Origin of the sequence: Halovivax sp. (assembly GCA_007119345.1) — an archaeon.
Lineage (GTDB): Archaea > Halobacteriota > Halobacteria > Halobacteriales > Natrialbaceae > Halovivax.
The window spans coordinates 1-18073 of record SKPV01000061.1; the positions used below are offsets into that span (position 1 = coordinate 1).

The window sequence follows — 18073 nt, forward strand, 5'->3', positions numbered from 1 at the left end:
ATGTACCGCCCGCCGTCGCTCGCGAGCAGGACGGCCGCCGGGGCGACGTCCTCCGGCTGCCCGACGAACGGCGTCAGGATCCCCGCCAGGAGCGCCTGCCGGTCGTCCTCGTCCTCGATCGGCGTCATCCCCGATTCGACGGGGCCGGGACAGATCGCGTTGACGGCGATCCCCTCCGGGCCGTAATCGAGCGCCATCTGCCGGGTGAGGTTCGTCACGGCCCCCTTGGAGGAGACGTACGCCGCCTTCTCGGGCGAGGCCCCGCCGCGAAGTCCCCGCTGGGAGGAGATGTTGACGATCCGGCCGTGGTCGCTCTCGCGGAGGTGCGGGAGCGCCCGCTTCGAACAGCGCACGATCCCCTTGACGTTCACGTCGTGGATCCGATCCCACTCGTCGTCGTCCACCGCCTCGACCGAGCCGTCGGTCGTGATACCGGCGCCGTTGACGAGGATGTCGACGCCGCCGAACGCCTCGACCGTGCGGTCGACGAGCTCGCGGACGTCGTCCCCGTCGGTGACGTCGGTTCGTTCGAACCGGGCCGCCCCGCCCGCGGCGTCGACGGCCTCCGCGGTCGGTCGATCCTCGTTCGGGACCCGGGAGGACTCGCGGACGTCCGCGATCACGACGTTCGCGCCCTCTCGGGCGAACTCGATCGCGATGGCGCGCCCGATCCCGCTGCTCGCCCCCGTGACGATCGCCGTTCTGTCGTCGAGCTTCATCGGCCCGCCTCCTCCGAGAGCGGCGGGTCGACGTCGGCCCGCTCCGCCTGGCGCCAGGAGTGGTCGGGTATCCAGCCGAGTTCGGCGCGAGCCTTCGCGGTCGAGAACGCGGACTCGTCGCCCTCGAGCGAGCACTCGTCGGGCAGCGTCCCCCACGCGGCCTCGATCGCGTCGGCCGTCGGGACGTCGAGGTAGTTGTCCGCGGCCGCCGCGAGGTACCGCTCGTGGCCCTCCCGGTCGGTCTCGATCGCCCGCCGGATCATCGTCGCCACGTCCCGCACGTCGACGTACGACCAGAGGCTCCCCGAGGGCGTCGGGTCGTCGAGATCGAACGCGTCCCGGATCGCCGGCGTCTCGTACGCCCCGGGAAGCTGCACCCACGACGGCTGCACGCTCGTAACCGAGATCCCGTACCGCCTGACGGTCCGATCGGCGATCGTCTCGCCGACGACCTTCGAGAGTCCGTAGCCGTCCTCGGGTCGCTGCGGGTGCGTCTCGTCGATCGGGAGGGTCTCGAGCGGGCGCGCCTCCTCGCCGAACGTGACCCCGTAGGTCGCCTCGCTCGACGTCCAGACGACGTCCGCGCCGACCTCGCCTGCGGCCGCGAGCACGTTGTACGCGCTGGCGACGTTCGCCAGGAACGTCTCCGTGGGAGCGCGGTGGCCCGCACCCGGGACGGCCGCGGCGTGGACGACCGCGTCCGGCTCGACGCGGGCGGCGATCTCCCACGCCGGCCCCTGTTCGGTGAGATCCGCCGCGAGGTACTCGACGGCCCCGGATCCGGCGCGTTCGGGTTCGAAGCGGTCGACCCCGACGAGTTCGTAGTCGCCGGCCAGTTCCGCGACCGTCCAGCGGCCCACCTTCCCGAGCGCGCCGGTGACGAGAACGGTTTGCATACGAGGACGCGGCGGGTGAGACACTTCACTATGGCGAAGTACGGCCCGCGAGGCGACCGCAGCGCGACGATCTCGCGGTCCGGCCGTAGCGCGACGATTCTACGGATCGATCCGATCCCAATGATCTCGCGAGCCGACCCGATCGCGACGATTCCGCGGGTCGACCCGATCGCGACGATTCCGCGAGCCGACCCGATCGCGACGATTCCGCTAGCCGACCAGATCGCGACGATTCCGCGGGTCGACCACGGCACAACGATTCCGCGGACCGACCCGATTTCGAGGACGAGCGGATACGGAGCCGTCGAACGCGCGGGCAAGGTTCACCCGCCCGGAGCCCGACGGTCGCGCATGGGGTTTCGTGAGGACGCCGTCAACGCGGTCCGCCGGACGATCGTCCCGCAGCTGCACTACCTGATCTACGGCTCCTTCGGCGGCTACGCCGTCAGTCACACCACCGCCGAGGAGTACGTCTGCACGGCCCACTGCTCCGAGGAGGCCCTCGAAGCCGCCCTCTCGGCGCTCGGCTTCTCCCGCAACCCGATCGCCTCCCTCAAGGTCCGAATGGACGGCAACACGTCCGAGGGGTCCTGGGTCTGGCGGTCGTCGCCGCTCGCCGACCATCAGCTCCACGTCGTGCTCCACGCGATCGAGGACCGCGAGGAGCGCATCGACGTCTACGCCCACTGGGAGTGCTCGTGGATCCGCCACCCGTACAAGCACTACGTGGCCCGCGGCTACGACGCGGAGAAGGGCGTCGATCTCACCCGGCGGCTCCTCGAGCAGCTGGAGGGCGAGACCATCGCCGACGGCGAAGTCTTCGAGCGCGAGATCGACTCGGGGCTGGTCCGGCAGCTGTCGGACTGGCTCCACCTCTCGTACTACCAGGGCGTCGAGGCGTCGATCTCCCTTCGGGACCGGCTCCCGCTCGCTGGCGCCGACGACGAGCACCGGGAGGACCGCGAGGGGTCCCGGGACGACGTCTCGCCGCGGATAACCGATACGTTCTAGGCGGAACGACGGCGAAAAACGGTCGAGGGTCGCCCCCGTCGGCCGGGGCAATGCGTCCCGCTACACTTCGTCGTCACCGACGACGGGCTCCGCGCTCGTCACGGATGGCGCTACCACGACCGCGGCAGGTGGGTACGCTCGGCGGCGGTGATCGCGGGCTTCCTCGCGGGAAAACGACGGACTCCTCGACGAGCGGTTCGCGTTCGCGCCGACGCGCGGCGCCTCACTCGACGGCTACGGGGACCCGCCGACGAACAGCGACGGCTCGTCGTGGGTGAACGTCACCCACCGCTCGATCGAGAGCGGACGGAGGTGAACGCCCAGTTCGCCCTCCTCGAGCGCCGTCTCGAGGACGCGCCCGAGGCTCCCGACGGAGTACGCCATGGGAACGACGACGGCCGTCTCGCTGTCGGTATCGAGTTCGATCGCGAGGACGTACATCACGTCGCCCGCCGCGTTGCGGTAGACCTCCGCCTCGTCGAAGCAGACCCCGTCGCGATCGACGAGGGTTTCGACGGCGTCGTACTCGCTTCCCTGCAGGAGGACGCTCAGCCCGAAGCGATCGTCCTTCTCCGCCGGGGAGACCGCGCCCGGTTCGACGGCGACGACCTCCCACCCGTCCTCGCGATACTCAGCCGCGACCGCGTCGGCCTCGGCGAGCAGTTCCGCCCAGAGCTCGTCGCTGACGGCGTTCATCGAACCCCTTCGCTCGACCGGCTCGCAGGCATGTTCATGTGCGAATCCGGAACCTCAGCGAGAAAAACGTTGTCCTCCGTCCCGCCGATCCGCCGACCCGTCAGCGACGTGAGCGGGCGGCCGGGACGGGCCACAAACCGCAACGGCAGGGCCGCCCCTGTGTGGCCGCCGAACGCCCCGACGACCCCGCAGGGAGGCCGGGCCGTCCGGGCCCCGGTTCGACCGCCGTCATCCCGCGAGCGACGTCCGGGTCCCGGTTCGACCGCCGTCATCCCGCGAAGTCGAACCCCTCGTCGCGGCCACCCGGGTCGGCGTCGTCGCGGTAGAGGTGACACGCGACCGGGTGATCGGCTTCGCCGAGGTCGGGGTTGACCCGCTCGCACGGACTCTCGTAGGCCGACCGCAGCCGGTCGGCCGCGTCCGCCCAGTTCTCGGCGGCGAGTTCGGTGAGCGCCGCCTCCACGCGCTCGTCGTGGCGCGGCGCCAGCGTGGTGTCGAGAAGCTGGGCTTTGAGATCGTCGACGAAGGCGCCGACGTCGTCGACCGCGAGCTCGCCGTCTTCGTCCGCGTACTCGCCGCCCTCGCCGACCGCTTCGAGCGCGATGGTCCGGGATTCGATCCGCTCGCGCACGTTCATGATCGCCCGATACTGTTCCTGCTCGACGTCCAGGTCCTCGGGCGGGATCACCTGCGGACAGCGGGTGCGAAACCGGCAGCCGCTCGGCGGATTCCGCGGCGACGGCACGTCCCCCGAGAGCGTCTCGCGCTCGCGGTCTCTCTCCGTCACCGACGCCCGGGGAACGCTCTCGAGCAGCGCCCGCGTGTACGGGTGACGCGGCTCGTCGAAGATCTCCTCGACGGGGCCGACCTCGACGATCTCGCCGAGGTACATCACCGCCACCCGGTCGCAGACGTGGCGGATCACCGAGAGGTCGTGGCTGATCAGCAGGAAGGTCAGGTCGAACTCGTCCTGGAGGTCGTCCAGCAGGTTGAGCACCTGCGCCTGGACCGAGACGTCGAGGGCGCTCGTCGGCTCGTCCAGCACGATGAACTCCGGCTCCAGAGCGAGCGCGCGGGCGATGCCGATCCGCTGGCGCTGGCCGCCGGAGAACTCGTGGGGGTACCGGTCGATCTGGTCGGCCGAGAGGCCGACGTGCGCTAGCAGTTCGCGGACCCGCTCGCGGCGCTCGTCGGGGGTCCCGACGTCGTGGATTTCGAACGGTTGCCGGACGATCTGTCCGACCGTCATCCGCGGATCGAGACTCGAGAACGGATCCTGGAAGACGACCTGGGCCTCCCGTCTGAACTCGGTCAGCTCGGTCCCGTCCATCTCGTAGACGTTTCGACCCTCGAACTCGACGCGCCCGCCCGTCGGCTCCTGCAGGCGGAGGAGGGTCTCTCCGGCGGTCGACTTCCCGCAGCCCGATTCGCCGACGAGCCCGAGCGTCTCGCCCTCGTAGACGTCGAGGCTCACGCCGTCGACCGCGCGCACGGCGACCGGCTCCTCGCCGAGCAGGCGATCGAGAATCGAGTCCTTCTCCCAGAAGTACTTCTCGAGGCCGTCGACGCTGACGAGCGGTTCCTCCCCGTCTCGAGCCGGGCCGCCCGCCGGGCGATCGTCCGCGCTCGTCGATCGCCCGCTCGAATCGTCCGCGCTCGTCGGTCGTCCGCTCGAATCGTCCGTGCTCATCGTGATTCACCCCCGTCCGCTCGCGATCGTTCGACCGGCCGCTCCCGGTCGCCGTCCCCCGCGTCGTCCGCGGTCGGCTCGTCCTCGAAGTACCCGTCGGGGAGCGCCCGCGACTCGTCGTAGCTCGTCTCCGCGAGGTAGCACTTCGCGGCGTGCTCGGGGCTGTCGGGGATCTCGAAGTCCGGCGGGTGCTCCAGACACTCCGTCATCGCCTTCGGACACCGGTCGGCGAAGTAACAGCGCTCGCCCATCTCGTGGTCGTACAGGCCCGGCACGTTCCCGGGGATCGGCTGGAGGCGGCTCGCGACGCCCTCGAGGTCGGGCACGCTGCCGAGCAGGCCTCGAGTATACGGGTGGACCGAGTCCTGGAAGACGTCGGCGAGCGTGCCGCGCTCGACGATCTCGCCGGCGTACATCACGCCGACGCGGTCGCACATGCGAGCGATGACGCCGAGGTTGTGCGTGATCAGCAGGATCGTCATCCCCGTCTCCTCCTGGATTTCGGTGAGGAGGTCGAGGATCTGGGCCTGGATGGTGACGTCGAGCGCGGTCGTCGGCTCGTCGGCGATCAGCACGTTCGGCTCGCCCGCCAGCGCCTGGGCGATCATCGCCCGCTGGAGCATGCCGCCCGAGTACTCGTGGGGGTGCTCATCGGCGCGAAGCTGGGCGTCCGGAATGCCGACCGTCTCGAGCAGTTCGACGGCGCGCTCTCGACTCGATTCGGTGACGTACTCTCGCACCCCCGACACCGTACTCAGGAGAAACTGACCGAGGCCGTACCCCTGGGTCCGCGACGCGACCGAGCGGGGATTCGCCCGCGCTCGTTGCTGGGCCTCGACGGCCTCGGCGATCTGCTCGCCGACCGTGAGCGACGGGTTGAAACTGCTCATCGGATCCTGGAAGATCATGGCGAAGTGCGTTCCCCTGAGCGTCCGTCGGACCGACGACGGAATCGCCTGGAGGTCGACGTAGTCGCCGTCGACCGCCTCCGGTCGATCCTCGGCGACGCTGGTCGCCACCTCGGGGCTCCGATACCAGATCTCCCCGGCGGTGATCCGGCCCGGCGACTCGAGGAGCCCCAGGATGGAGCGCGCCGTGACGCTCTTGCCGGAGCCGGACTCGCCCACGATGCCGAACACCTCGCCGTCGCGGACGTCCAGGTCGAGGTCCTCGACCGCGTTCACCCGGCCCTCCTCGGTGAAGAATCGGGTCTTGAGTCCGCGGACGCGCAGCAGCGGCTCGCGACTCATCTCACATCCCACCCCCGTGTTCGCCGTCGATGCCGGGGTCGAGGGCGTCCCGGAGCCAGTCGCCCAGCAGGTTGATCCCGATCACCGTCAGGACGATGGCGAGCCCGGGAATGCTGGCGATCCACCACGACGTCGCCAGGTAGTCCCGCCCCTGCGCGATGTCGAAGCCCCACGAGAGCGTCGTTCCCGAGAACCCGAGGAACGAGAGCGAGCTCTCGAGGAGGATGATCGCCGCGACCTGGATCGTCGCGAGGACGATGATCGGCGTGAGACTGTTGGGCAGGACGTGCTGGCGCAAGATGGTCCGGTCGTTCGCGCCGAGGCTCCTGGCCGCCTTGACGTACTCTTCCTGTCTGATCGAGAGCGCCTCGCCTCTCGCGATCCGGGCGAACCAGACCCAGTTGACGATCCCGACGACGAGCGTGAGCGTCACGGGGAACGCGAACGTCTCCGGCATGCCGTCGACGAGTCCCGCGGCCACGAAGGGGTCGGGTATCCGGATCGTCGCCGGGCCGAACAGCCCGACCAGCGAGAGCGCGAGCACGAGCGCGGGGAACGCCAGCATGATGTCCGCGAACCGCATGAGCGAGTCGTCGATCCGACCGCCGTAGTAGCCCGCGACCAGGCCCACGCTCACGCCGGTGGCGACGGCGATGCCGGTTCCGATGAGGCCGACCATCAGCGACGTTCGGGCGCCGAAGAGCACCCGCGAGAAGAGGTCCCTCCCGAGCGAGTCGGTCCCGAGCGGGTGGTCCATGGTTCCCGTGGTCTTCGTCTCGACCGTCTCGCGTTCGCCGTCGACCATGCGGAACTCTTCGGCGGTGTCCGTCACCCCGACCGGCGGCAGGTTCGATTCCTCGAGCCCCTGGGCCGTCGGATCGTGGGGCGCGAGAAACGGGGCGAAGATCGCCGTGAGGAAGATCAGGACCACGAGCACGAGTCCGATCTTCGCCATGAGGCTCCGACTGAACTCCCGCCTGAGGCTGCGCCGGACGCGATCCGAGATCATTCGGAATCACCGCGAGTCGTTCCCATCACGCGCGATCACCGCGAGTCGTTCGCGTCATTCGTAACTCACCTTCGGGTTGAGGTAGGTGTACAGCGCGTCCACGCCGATGTTGATGACGACGAACCCGATGCCGATGACGATGAGCGCCCCCTGGATGATCGGCCAGTCCCGAACGTCGATCGCGTTGATGATGAGCGTGCCGAGGCCCGGCCAGTTGAAGACGAACTCCGTGATCACCGCCCCGCCGATGAGCGACCCCAGCTGGAGCCCGAGGACGGTGATGATCGGAATCATGGTGTTGCGCAGCACGTGTTTGTACCTGACGAGCGTCTCCGGCAGCCCCTTCGCCCGCGTCGCCTGGACGTACGGCTTGCCGAGTTCGTCCAGCATCCCGCTCCTGGTCAGCCGGACGATCATCGCCGTGAAGTACGTCCCGAGGGTGATCGCCGGGAGGATGATGTGGGCGACCCACGTCCGGATCCCCTGGACCTCGAGCTGGAAGATGAGCATCTCCAGCGCGGGGAGGAGCCCGATCGGCCGCCGGCTCGTCGGCAGGATGCCGAGACTCACCGAGACGAGCAAGATCAGCATGATGCCGAGCCAGAAGTTCGGGGTGCTGATCCCCACCAGCGAGAACCCCGTGGCGGCGTAATCTGCGGGCTTGTGCCGCCGAGTCGCGCTGACGACGCCGAGCGGGATGGAGATGATGATGGCGACCACCGTCGCGACGATCGCCAGTTCGATCGTCGCTGGGAGTCTGGCGAACACGATCGAGCTCGCCGGCCGGCCCCGAAGGTAGGAGTACCCCATGTCTCCGTGCGCGAGCCCGACGAGATACTCCACGTACTGGACGTAAATCGGCTGATCGAGGCCGAGATTCGCGGCGATCTGTGCGCGGAGTTCCGGCGACGCGTCTAACGGGGCGACGAAGTCGACCGGGCTCCCCGGCGTCATGAACCGGAGGAGAAACACCAGCGTGACGACCCCCCAGATGACGAACAATCCCTGTGCTCCTCGCCGCAAGAGGAATCGATACAGTGACATTAGGTGGTGTTGGACCCGATGGCGCGGCTATCGCAGTGACATCTCGTAGGCGAGCGAGTACTCGTCCTGCCTCGGTTCCCACTCGATTCGGTCGTTGATGCCGTAGATGAGGTACTCGCGGTTCAAGAACACGAACACCGCCAGTTCGTGGGCCATTTCGCACGCGTCCATCAGCATCTGTTCGCGCTCGTCCGGATCGGTTTCGGACGCCGCCTCGCGGATGAGCCCCTGCAGGTCGTCGTCGATGAACGTGTACTGGGAGGTCCCGTCGGTGAACCAGGGGTAGAGGTTCTGCTGAGCGTCGAACGTCGTGTTCCCCCAGCCGATCAGGAAGAACGGGGGCGTCGTCTCGATGTCACCGTCGAGCAACGTGCCCGCGAGTTCGCCGAAGTCGCGCATCTCGATGTTACAGGTGACGTTGTCGAGGTCGTCGATGTATCCGACGCACGCCTGGGCGATCTCGTCGCTCTGGAGGTACCGCCCCGCGGGGACGTGAAGTTCGATCTCCTCGCCCGCGTGGCCGCTCTCCTCGATCAGCTCCTCGGCGCGGTCCGGGTCGTACGGGTACGGATCGAGGCCGGGATTGTGCCCGACGTAGCCCTCGAGCGTCGGCTGGGCCGTCGCGTCGCCGAACCCGTTGAGAACGCTCTCGATGATCGCGTCGAAGTCGATCGCGTAGTTCATCGCCTGCCGGAACTCCTGGCTGTCGAACGGCTCGACGTCGTAGCGCATCGGCAGCATGAGGATCCGCGTGCTGGGGGCGTCCGCGATGTGGAGGTCGTCGTCCGCGTCGATGCCCGGCGCGTCGTCCGGGGGAACGGCGGTCGCGACGTCGATCTCGCCCGCCTGCAGGCTGTTGATCCGCGTGCTCGACTCGCTGGAGGCGTCGATGGTCAGCTCGTAGATCTCGGCCTGGCCCTGCCAGTAGTCCTCGAACGCGGTGAACCGGGTGTACTCGTCGGCCACGAACTCCTCGAGCTGGTACGGGCCGGTCCCGTTGATCTCCTCGGCGACCTCCTCCGGTTCGCGGTCCATCACCCACGACTCCTGGACGACCGGACAGTACGACGCCAGGTTGGCGAACACGGTCGGGTTGGCGCCCTCGGAGTGGACGACGACCGCGTGATCGTCGTCGGCGACCTCGGCGCCGGTGACCCCGGCGAGCTGGTCCGCCTGCGGGCTCTCGAGGTTCCCCGCGTCGGGATCGACGACGCGGTTGATGCTGAACGCGCAGTCTTCCGGCGCGAGGTCGTCCCCCTCGTGGAACGAAACGTCCTCGCGGACGGTCAGCCGGTGTTGGTCGTCATCGACGATCTCCCAGTCGGTGACGAGGCCGTCGGTGATCTCCCCGTCCGGATCGCGCGCGAGGTGCAACTCGTAGGCCTGGAGGAGCACGTTGTCCGTCGTCGTCTCCCGGTGGTCGTGCGGGTCGAGCGTCGTCGGATCTTGCGTCTGGCTGATCCACAGCTCGGAGTCCTCGTCGACTTCGCCTTCGCCTTCGTCAGGATCCGTATCGTCGCCGCCGAGACAGCCCGCTATCGTCGCGGTCGCCGCCGCCGCACCCGCGTACGCGAGGAAGGATCGTCTTCCGACAGCACCATTGTTGTTCCCTGTCATAGTTTCCGATTACACCACAACCTCATAAGTTGTGGGGGTCGGGAAGTTCGGCATCCCAAGAGTGAAGGATTTTTCCCCGGGCCCCAGAATTTCCGGCGAATGTCCCCCTCTACGCCGCATAATTGAGATGAAATCCGGTTTTTTCGACCTTTCGTGTCGAAGTGTCACCCTCAAACGCCCCGGCCGTGTAACGAAATTGTTCAGTAGATGATTATATGAGTGGTCAGGAGTTTATCTCATTCAGCCAATTGCCACTTCACATTTAATTCCAAAAGTTTCGGTACGAATAGTGGAGTGTCGTTCGGCCGGGAAATCGGTAGGTCGCCGGGACCGAGCACGCTGACCTGCAATCCGTCGACCGACGCCGATAGCGCGGCGACCGAGCTCGGGACGCTCGATCGCGGGCGCGGAACTTCGGCGGGCGAAACGCTTCCGGCAGCACCCGGTCGGGGACGGCCCGCGGAGACGTTCCCACTGGTCACCCGCCTCGATCAGCGGACGGACCGATCTTCCTCGATCGAAACGCCCGGACGGTATCTCGCTCGCCCTCCCTGGCGTCGACTTCGACCAGGCCGACCTCGGTGAACACGCGATTCCAGTCGCGGTGGTACAGCGGGACGTCGTCGTCGACGTAGGTCACCGCGGGTTCGGTCGGCGACGGACGACCCGGCTCGCCGCCGCTCTGGGCCGCCCGCGCGTTCCCTCCGTCGCCGCCGCTCAGCGACGCCCGCTCGTTCCCTCCGTCGCCGCCGCTCTGAGCCGCCCGCTCGTTCCCTCCTTCGTCCATCGTTCCCGCGACGCCACCGTCTGGCGCGTCCTCACCCTCGTTTTCCACCGTGATCAGGAGGTCGTCGGTGATCCGCCCCAGCTCCGCGAACACCCACTCGGCGTCCGGATGGACGTGCTGTAACGTCTCCACCGAATAGACCGCGTCGAACTGTCCGTCCTCGAAGTCGTCGACGACGGCTTCGATCGCGTCGTGATAGAAGGTGCCGCGAGCGGCGAGCTCGGGGTAGGTCTCCGCCATCACCTCGAAGGCGTCGCCGTTGAGCTCGATTCCCGCCAGGTTCTCGAAGCCGTGTTCGGAGAGATGGGAGAGGTGCCGGCCCGAACTGCACCCGAGTTCCAGGACGGTCGCCTCGCGGTCGACGAACCGCTCGAGGATCGCGCGAACCGACTCGCTCCGATCGTCCGCACCGTAGTAGGCGTAGTACGCCGGCGAATATTCCCCCGACCGCTCGGCCCACTCGCGGCGAACCTCGTTAGAATCCACGTGTACCACTCTCGGCGGACGCGTAAAGGCCCGTCGGACGGCTTCCGGCCCGACGGGAACGGTGTCTCCCCGTACCGTCCGCGGAGACCGCCGCGATCACGGTGCCCCCTTCGGGGGCTGGACGGGCGAACGGCACCTGGGCTGGTCGCAACGTTTTCCATCGAGACCGACGCGTTCGCGCTCCGCCGGACGCGGGCCGAGGTCCCGGAACTGCGCGTGGAGGGCGAGCGCGTCCCCGCACGCACCACCGAGTGGGTGATGCCGTGTCTGTGGGTCGCCGGTGTCGACTTCGATCGAGTGACGGACGCGTTCTCGAGCGGCCCGGCCGCGTCGACGCTCGTCGAGTGCGCCGCGTTCGGCGACGACGCGTGTTATCAGGTCGAGTGGAGCGACGAGGTCGACCGTCGGGTCGACGAGCTGGTGGACCGAGAAGGGGTCATCCTCGACGCGAGAGTCATCGACGGACGCTGGAGTCATCGACGGACGCTGGAGTCATCGACGGACGCTGGCAGCTTCGGGTTCGGTTCGCGTCGCCCGAATCGTGCGCGAGTTCACCACGATCAGTTCCCTCGATACGTCCGATGTTTCGAAGAAGTTAGCACGAATGTCCAGCGAATTTTCGTAATTGCGCCTGCACCACCTACGCGTTTTGGTAAGCCTTTTATGGAGGGCCGTGGCACTCCGGGCAATGACAGAGTCAGACACACTGGTCAACGAAGCGGACGCTCTCGAATCGTCGATCGTACTCGCCAGCGCCGAGTGGGAACGAGATTCCGAGAACACGCCAGTGTACGCGCTCGTGTCGACGGTCGCCGAGGTGGACGGAACCGATCCCGCCTCGCTGCCGCCGCTCTATCATGCGATCGACCCAGAAGCGCTCAACGCCCTGTTCCTGTCGCGATCTCACGAACCCGTCGAGCAGGTCGATTTCCACTACGCCGGCTACCACGTCGTCGTTCGCGGGAACGGGAAGATCCTGGTCCGATCGGCCGTCGACGCGTGACGGACAACCCGTACCGAACGACGACGTGAGGAGCGGCCGTCGGTCGACGCCGAAAGCGGATCGACCGTCGGTCCGTCGGCCGCGAGTGGTCGGTCGACGCGACGTCGAAAACGGGCCCGTCTCCTCCTCACGGAGGAACTCGACCATCGCGAGCCCGGGCCAATCGACTTCGCGGAGCAGCGCCGGGCCCGACCCCTCGAGCTCGGAGTTCGCCACCGACTCGCGGAACGCGCTCGGTCAGCCGAGCCCGCGAGACGATGGCCCGCGTCGAGTTCGACGACCGCCCGCGACGTTTCGTGACCGGGGAAGCTATTTAGTGACGCGGAGTACCACGATTATGGATCCGCCGCTCGCCGAGGTCGCGTTTCTCGTTCGGTCGGACCACCGCGTCGCGGTGCTCGAGGAGTTGGCCGACCGACCCGCCGACCGGAACGATCTGCGGGCGGCGACGGGCGCATCCTCGCCGACGATGGGGCGGATACTGGCGGACTTCGAGGAGCGACGTTGGATCGTCAGGAACGGCCCGACGTACGAACTGACGGCGCCGGGTGAATTCGTCGCCGACCGACTCCGGGAGTTCCGCGACGCGGTACGAATCGAACGAACGTTGCGCGACGTCGCGCAGTGGCTGCCCCACGAGATCGACGGGTTCGGCCTCGAGCTGTTCACCGACGCGGTGGTCTCCCGGCCGGGGCCCGGTTACCCCTACCAACCAGTCGAGCGGTTCGCACAGCTCCTCCACGAGACGGAGCGGATGCGCGGATTCGGGATGGCGATCCTGAAATCGAGCAACCTCGAGGCCTTCTTCGAACGCGCCCTCGAGGACCTCGATTGCGAGTACGTCTACCCGCCCGCCGTCTTCGAGGCGGTCCGCTCCTGGGACGAACGGACGGTCACGGAGGCGGCGGCACGAGCCGATTACACCGTTTTGCTTCACGACGATCTCCCGCTGAGTGAGTGGTGCGGCGTCTGCATCCTCGACGAGCGAGTCAGCATCTGTTGTTACGACCCCGAGACGGGGCTGTTGCGGGCGCTGGTCGACACGGAGTCGGCCGAGATGCGCGCCTGGGCGGCGTCACTTTTCGATCGGTACCGAGCCGAAGCCCGCCCGATCGACGCGGCGGATCTCACCGCATCGTCCGAGCCGGTCTCCTGAACCGGTTCCTCCGAACCGGTCTCCTGCCCCCGAACCGTCTCGGCGACGTGCCTGACCGTCCGATCCGCGCCTGAACTCGTTCGGATCGGCGGCGAGCGGGTCGGCACTTTCACGCCGTGAAACGTTTTCACCGGACAGATAGATGACCGTTCTCGCCGTCCTCCCGTTCGAGGTGAATCCATGTCCGAACACGAACGCGGATCGACCGGCTGGCAGCTCGACCGAAACGGCCCGGAAGCCTACGAACGGTACCTGGTTCCGGGGATGTTCGAACCGTGGGCCGACAGACTCCTCGACCGGGTCGATCTCCGGGCGAGCGATCGCCTGCTGGACGTCGCCTGCGGGACCGGTATCGTCGCCCGACGCGGGGCCGCACGGATGGGCGGCGAGGGCACCGTCGTCGGCATCGATATCAACGAGGGGATGTTGGGGGTGGCGGAGGCGAGCGCCGCGGATCTCGCGCCGAGAATCGAGTGGCGACGGGGAGACGCCACGGATCTCCCGTTCGCGGACGAGCGATTCGACGTCGCCTGCTGCCAGCAGGCGCTCCAGTTCGTCGAGGCACCCGGCGTCGCGCTCGAAGAGATGCACCGCGTGCTCGCTCCTGACGGGCGGATCGGCGTCAGCGTCTGGCGCCCGATCGAGCACAACGGCGCCTACGAGGTGCTCGCCGATGCCCTGGCGCGCCACGTCGGCGACGACGCCGCGACGATGATGCGGTCGCCGTTCCCGGCGTGGGACGCGGACGACCTTCGTTCGCTCGTCGGGGACGCGGGGTTCGACGAGTGTTCGATCACCGTCGAGGTCGGGTCGATGCGCTATCCGTCGACCGCGGAGTTCGTCCGCCGAGAGGCGGCGAGCTCGCCGCTCGCCGAATCGCTCGTCGCGGTTCGAGCGGCGGCCCAGCGAGCCCTCGTCCGAGACGTCGGGAACGCACTCGAACCCTACACCGACGACGAGGGGATCGTCCTCCCGATGGAATCGTACGTGCTCACCGCACGCCGATAGGACCGGAGGACTCCGTCTCGAGGCGAGCGGATATCCGCGGATCCCGGCGCGGTCCGTCGAAGCAGGCAGCTTCGGGCTGCCACCACTACTGCGTCGGCCTCACCCGAACGACCCCTCCTCGTCCCGGCTCCGAACGTCGACCGTCACGGCGTTCGGTTCGCAGGCGTTCGCGGCGTAGCCGCCCTCGTTCCAGGGGAACTCGTCGGCCTCGAGCGCGTCTCGCCAGGCCTCCGGCTCGGAAATTCTCGAGGGTTGCCTGCGACCGCGTTCGTCCGTCGCGCGCGACAGCAACGCGTGGCGCCCCGGTTCGGCGTCCCACTCGTATCGGAACAGTCGCCACGCGCCGGCGTACTCGGGGCCGAACAGGGTCGCGTCGTCCCAGCTCTCGCCGGCGTCGGTCGACACCTCGACGCGCTCGACCGCGTCGTCGCCCGCCCACGCCACCCCGCGAACGTCGATCGTCCCGTCGAGTCGCGGCGTGACGGGCGACTCCCCGTCCGGCCTTCCGATCACCGACATCACGGTGGCATCGAACGCGTACGGGTGCTCCACCGCACCGTCCAGTTGCGCCCACGTGTCGACCGTCTCGACCGTCTCGTTCGACGCCGGTTCGATCCCCGCGGGGTGGATGCGGTAGGCGCGCTGCTGCCAGAACGCGTGCTCGCCCGGGCGGTCGAGCGATCCTTCGACAACCATCGAGTCGGCGACGCGGAGTTCCTCGACCCACTTCACGCTGTTAACGCCGTACCACCCGGGAACGATCAGCCGCACCGGATAGCCGTGTTCGCGCGGGAGCGCCCGGCCGTTCATCTCCCACGCCAGAATGCAGTCGTCGAACGCCTTCGCGAGCGGAATCGAGCGCGCGAAGACGTCCTCGCCGTCCGAGCGGTCGCCCCCGACGGCGGTGAGCCACTTCCCGTCCGGCGCCGTCACGCCGTGGGCCCGGAGGATCGACTCGAGCGGCGCCCCGGTCCAGAAGGCGGTGCCTGCGGCTTCGAAGCCCCACTGAACGCTTCCCGTCTCGGGCCGGTGGTGGCCGCGACCGTTGCCCGCACACACCATCGTGTGGGCGACCGCCACCGTCGGATGCTCCTCCCGGAGGTCGGCCATCGCGAGCTCCCCGTCGACCTCGCCGGCGAGGGAGACGGTCCACGAATCGGCGTCGGTATCCGGCATATCGTTCCGGTGGCAGACGAAGTGCTCCGCGATGGGCGTCACCCAGTTCGCGAACGTCCGCCGCGACGCGGCCCCGACGACCGTGTACTTCTCGGCCGCGTCGCGCGTCTCCGTCACGCCGCCCGCCTTCCGCTCTACGATCGCGTCGATCTCTCCGCGACGGCTCTCCCGCGGGCGTTCGGTGACCATGGAGAACCCACCACCCGCACGGCAAAGTAACGAACACCCGTGGACGGGCCGGGCGACGAGTCGCGGTCGAGAAGCCGTCAGGAAACGCCGAGAATCCCGTACTCTCGTCCGCGACGTGGCGTGCGTGATCGACGATGGCACGAACGACCGAGCGTCGAGACGTATCCTGTCCGACGTGTGGGGCGCGCGTCGGCGTCCCGGTTCCGGAAGCGGGCGCGGAGTTAGGAATCAGCCCGTCGGTGGCCGCGTTCGGCGATAACGCGACGGCCGAATGCTCGTTCGGGCACCCGTTCTGGGTCTACAGGCGGAGGAGGGCGAGTGCCTCGGGGTCGTTCGGAAGAACAAAGATCTTCCGTGATGCCGAGACGCCAGAGGCGTCTCGAACCTCTTGACCCCGGGGCGGTTCACCACTGTTGACGACCGTCGGCGCGATTCACGTCGCCGGCTCGACGTTCTGGTTCACGCGGAAGAAGTTGTCAGGATCGTACCTGGCCTTGACCTCCCGCAGCCGCTCGTAGTTGTCGGCGTAGGTGGCCCGAACGCGGTCGTGACCCTCGTCCATCATGAAGTTGACGTAGGAGCCGCCCGCCGAATGCGGGTGCAGCGCCGCCCAGTAGTCGCGCGCCCAGTCGGCGATCCGATCGCGCTGTGCGGGATCCGCGTCGACGCCCGCGATAACCATCGACCAGTTCGCCTCGCGGTAACTCCAGGCCGTCTCGTCCTCGCCGACGCGGTGAACGGCGCCGTCGACGGGATAGAGGTGCATCGTCGACTTCGGGGTCGGCACCGCCGCGAACCGCTCGTGTTCGGCGATGGCCTCGTCGGTCAGTTCGTCGACGAAGTCGCCCTTCCAGTACCACTGGTCCCCCGGCGGGTAGAGGTCGTCGAACATGCCCTGGAGCGCCGGGTAGGGCATCGCATCGACGTGCTCGAACAGCGGCTCGGCGACGTCGCGGGCCGGTTCCATCAGCTCGTCGATCCGGTCTTCCGGCCCGAGGTAACACCACATCAGCCCGCAGACCTTCTCGCCGTGCAGTTCCTCCGGGAAGGGGTCGCCCGGCACCTCCGCGGTGAGGTAGAAGGCGTAGACGTCCTCGGGCGCTTGGGGAAGCCACTCGCGATACCACTTCATGGTGGTCCCGAGCTCCTCGATCGGCCAGAACAGCGGCCCGGCGACCACCGTCTCGACCGGATGCAACCGGAACTCGAACGAGGTGACGACGCCGAAGTTGCCGCCGCCGCCGCGAAGCGCCCAGAACAGGTCCGGGTGCTCGTCCTCGCTCGCGCGGACGAGCCGTCCGTCCGCCAGCACGACGTCCGCGCTCAGCAAGTTGTCGATGGTCAGGCCGTACTTGCGCGACAGGTAGCCGTGGCCGCCGCCGAGGGTTAGCCCCCCGACGCCGGTCGTCGAGATCACGCCGCTCACCGTCGCCAGGCCGAACGCGTGGGTCGCGTGATCCACGTCGCCCCACGTGCAGCCGGGTTCGACGTGGACGGTCTCCGCGCCGGGATCGACGCGGATCCCGGTCATCTCCGAGAGGTCGATCACCAGGCCGTCGTCGACCGTCGCCAGCCCCGCGCCGTTGTGCCCGCCGCTGCGGATCGCCGTCTCGAGGTCGTGCTCGCGCCCGAAGTTCACGGCCGCGATGACGTCCGCGACGTCGCCACAGCGGGCGATCAGCCGCGGATGCCTGTCGATCATCCCGTTGTAGATGGCACGCGCCTCGTCGTACCCCGGATCCTCGGGTCGGATCAGCTCGCCCCGGTGTTCCTCCCGTAGTCGCTCGATCGCTTCGTCGGTTCCGTCTCGTGTTGTCGTTGCCATCGTCTTTCCTCGTCCGTCAGGTCCCGCGCGTCGGCGGGAATTCGCGTACCGTCGAACCGCGGGGACGGTTCCCCGGCGCCGGCGACGCGCTCGCGGGCACGTCGACGGTCGTCGATACGTCCCCGACCGCGCCGCCAGCAGTCGATGCCTCCCGAGTCTGCCCTGGCTCCGGATCGAGCCGTCAGCACTCGATGCGTCCCGAGGGTGCCCCGACTTCGGATCGAGCCGTCAGCACTCGATACGTCCCGAGTCTGCCCCGACTTCGGATCGAGCCGTCAGCAGTCGACCGGCTCGACCCACTCCGTCGCCGGCTCCCCGTCGGGGATGCCCAGGAAGGTGACGTGGGCGCGGGCCCCGTTCTCGCTGTCGGCCTTGTGGACGTGACCGGGATCGATCCAGGCGTCGCCCGCCGAGTAGGTCCGCGGGACGCAGTCGTCTTCCATCGTGTGCTCGATCTCGCCCTCGAGCATCCGGACGATGGACATCCCCGGGTGGCGGTGCCAGCCGGATC

At 68.3% G+C, this 18073-nt stretch carries 15 protein-coding genes and 2 pseudogenes; 4 read left to right on the forward strand and 13 right to left on the reverse strand.

Annotation, left to right across the window (positions count from 1 at the left end):
• Together QZT59_RS04510 and QZT59_RS04515 are read right to left on the reverse strand one after the other, a co-directional pair.
• The coding region (locus QZT59_RS04510; protein ID WP_290811926.1) for an SDR family NAD(P)-dependent oxidoreductase at window positions 1-719 on the reverse strand (719 nt) is incomplete at its 3' end.
• On the reverse strand, window positions 716-1615 hold the full coding sequence (locus QZT59_RS04515) for an NAD(P)-dependent oxidoreductase (RefSeq protein WP_290811929.1): 900 nt from the start codon (window positions 1613-1615) through the stop codon (window positions 716-718). The genes QZT59_RS04515 and QZT59_RS04510, both read right to left, overlap by 4 nt.
• Window positions 1616-1966: 351 nt before the next feature.
• On the opposite strand from QZT59_RS04515, the gene QZT59_RS04520 reads away from it, so the two are divergent.
• Window positions 1967-2626 carry a hypothetical protein gene (locus QZT59_RS04520; RefSeq protein ID WP_290811932.1) on the forward strand — a complete coding sequence of 220 codons (660 nt, stop codon included), beginning with the start codon at window positions 1967-1969 and terminating at the stop codon, window positions 2624-2626.
• Between the two features lie 234 nt (window positions 2627-2860).
• On the opposite strand, the gene QZT59_RS04525 is transcribed toward QZT59_RS04520, so the two are convergent.
• The 7 genes from QZT59_RS04525 to QZT59_RS04555 all read right to left on the reverse strand — a co-directional run bounded on the left by QZT59_RS04525 (window position 2861) and on the right by QZT59_RS04555 (window position 11205).
• Complete coding sequence (locus QZT59_RS04525) at window positions 2861-3322, reverse strand: hypothetical protein (protein ID WP_290811935.1); 462 nt, start codon at window positions 3320-3322, stop codon at window positions 2861-2863.
• Between the two features lie 268 nt (window positions 3323-3590).
• Window positions 3591-5012: an ABC transporter ATP-binding protein gene (locus QZT59_RS04530; RefSeq protein WP_290811938.1), complete on the reverse strand. Its 1422-nt coding sequence runs from the start codon at window positions 5010-5012 to the stop codon at window positions 3591-3593.
• Window positions 5009-6262, reverse strand: coding sequence for an ABC transporter ATP-binding protein (locus QZT59_RS04535; RefSeq protein WP_290811941.1), 1254 nt, complete (start codon window positions 6260-6262; stop codon window positions 5009-5011). Before QZT59_RS04535 ends, QZT59_RS04530 begins: the two co-directional genes overlap by 4 nt.
• Window position 6263: 1 nt before the next feature.
• The gene (locus tag QZT59_RS04540) at window positions 6264-7271 is read right to left on the reverse strand and encodes an ABC transporter permease (RefSeq protein ID WP_290811944.1); all 1008 of its coding nucleotides are present in this window, start codon (window positions 7269-7271) and stop codon (window positions 6264-6266) included.
• Between the two features lie 54 nt (window positions 7272-7325).
• Entirely contained in the window at window positions 7326-8315 is a 990-nt protein-coding gene (locus QZT59_RS04545; RefSeq protein WP_290811947.1) for an ABC transporter permease, read from the reverse strand.
• Between the two features lie 27 nt (window positions 8316-8342).
• A complete protein-coding gene (locus QZT59_RS04550) occupies window positions 8343-9932 on the reverse strand; it encodes an ABC transporter substrate-binding protein (RefSeq protein WP_290811950.1) in 1590 nt (529 codons plus the stop codon).
• A gap of 478 nt (window positions 9933-10410) precedes the next feature.
• Window positions 10411-11205 (reverse strand): bifunctional 2-polyprenyl-6-hydroxyphenol methylase/3-demethylubiquinol 3-O-methyltransferase UbiG, encoded by a 795-nt coding sequence (locus QZT59_RS04555; protein WP_290811953.1) that lies wholly within the window; start codon window positions 11203-11205, stop codon window positions 10411-10413.
• A gap of 688 nt (window positions 11206-11893) precedes the next feature.
• Between QZT59_RS04555 and QZT59_RS04560 the strand changes: the two genes are divergently transcribed.
• Window positions 11894-12208, forward strand: a complete 315-nt coding sequence (locus tag QZT59_RS04560) for a HalOD1 output domain-containing protein (RefSeq protein WP_290811955.1) — start codon at window positions 11894-11896, stop codon at window positions 12206-12208.
• A gap of 108 nt (window positions 12209-12316) precedes the next feature.
• On the opposite strand, the pseudogene QZT59_RS04565 reads toward QZT59_RS04560, so the two are convergent.
• Window positions 12317-12445 (reverse strand): annotated as a pseudogene (locus QZT59_RS04565) (carboxylate--amine ligase); the annotation flags it as partial.
• 100 nt (window positions 12446-12545) lie between these two features.
• On the opposite strand from QZT59_RS04565, the gene QZT59_RS04570 reads away from it, so the two are divergent.
• Window positions 12546-13364 (forward strand): winged helix-turn-helix domain-containing protein, encoded by an 819-nt coding sequence (locus tag QZT59_RS04570; protein WP_290811958.1) that lies wholly within the window; start codon window positions 12546-12548, stop codon window positions 13362-13364.
• Between the two features lie 180 nt (window positions 13365-13544).
• Window positions 13545-14372, forward strand: a complete 828-nt coding sequence (locus QZT59_RS04575; protein WP_290811961.1) for a class I SAM-dependent methyltransferase — start codon at window positions 13545-13547, stop codon at window positions 14370-14372.
• A 99-nt stretch (window positions 14373-14471) separates the two neighbouring features.
• Here the strand turns inward: QZT59_RS04575 and QZT59_RS04580 are convergent, their stop codons facing one another.
• From QZT59_RS04580 to QZT59_RS04590, 3 genes and pseudogenes are all read right to left on the reverse strand, one after another.
• Window positions 14472-15737, reverse strand: a complete 1266-nt coding sequence (locus tag QZT59_RS04580; protein WP_290811964.1) for a sulfite oxidase — start codon at window positions 15735-15737, stop codon at window positions 14472-14474.
• 433 nt (window positions 15738-16170) lie between these two features.
• Window positions 16171-17562, reverse strand: a complete 1392-nt coding sequence (locus QZT59_RS04585) for an FAD-binding oxidoreductase (RefSeq protein WP_290811967.1) — start codon at window positions 17560-17562, stop codon at window positions 16171-16173.
• Window positions 17563-17837: 275 nt separating this feature from the next.
• Window positions 17838-18073 (reverse strand): annotated as a pseudogene (locus QZT59_RS04590) (cupin); the annotation flags it as partial.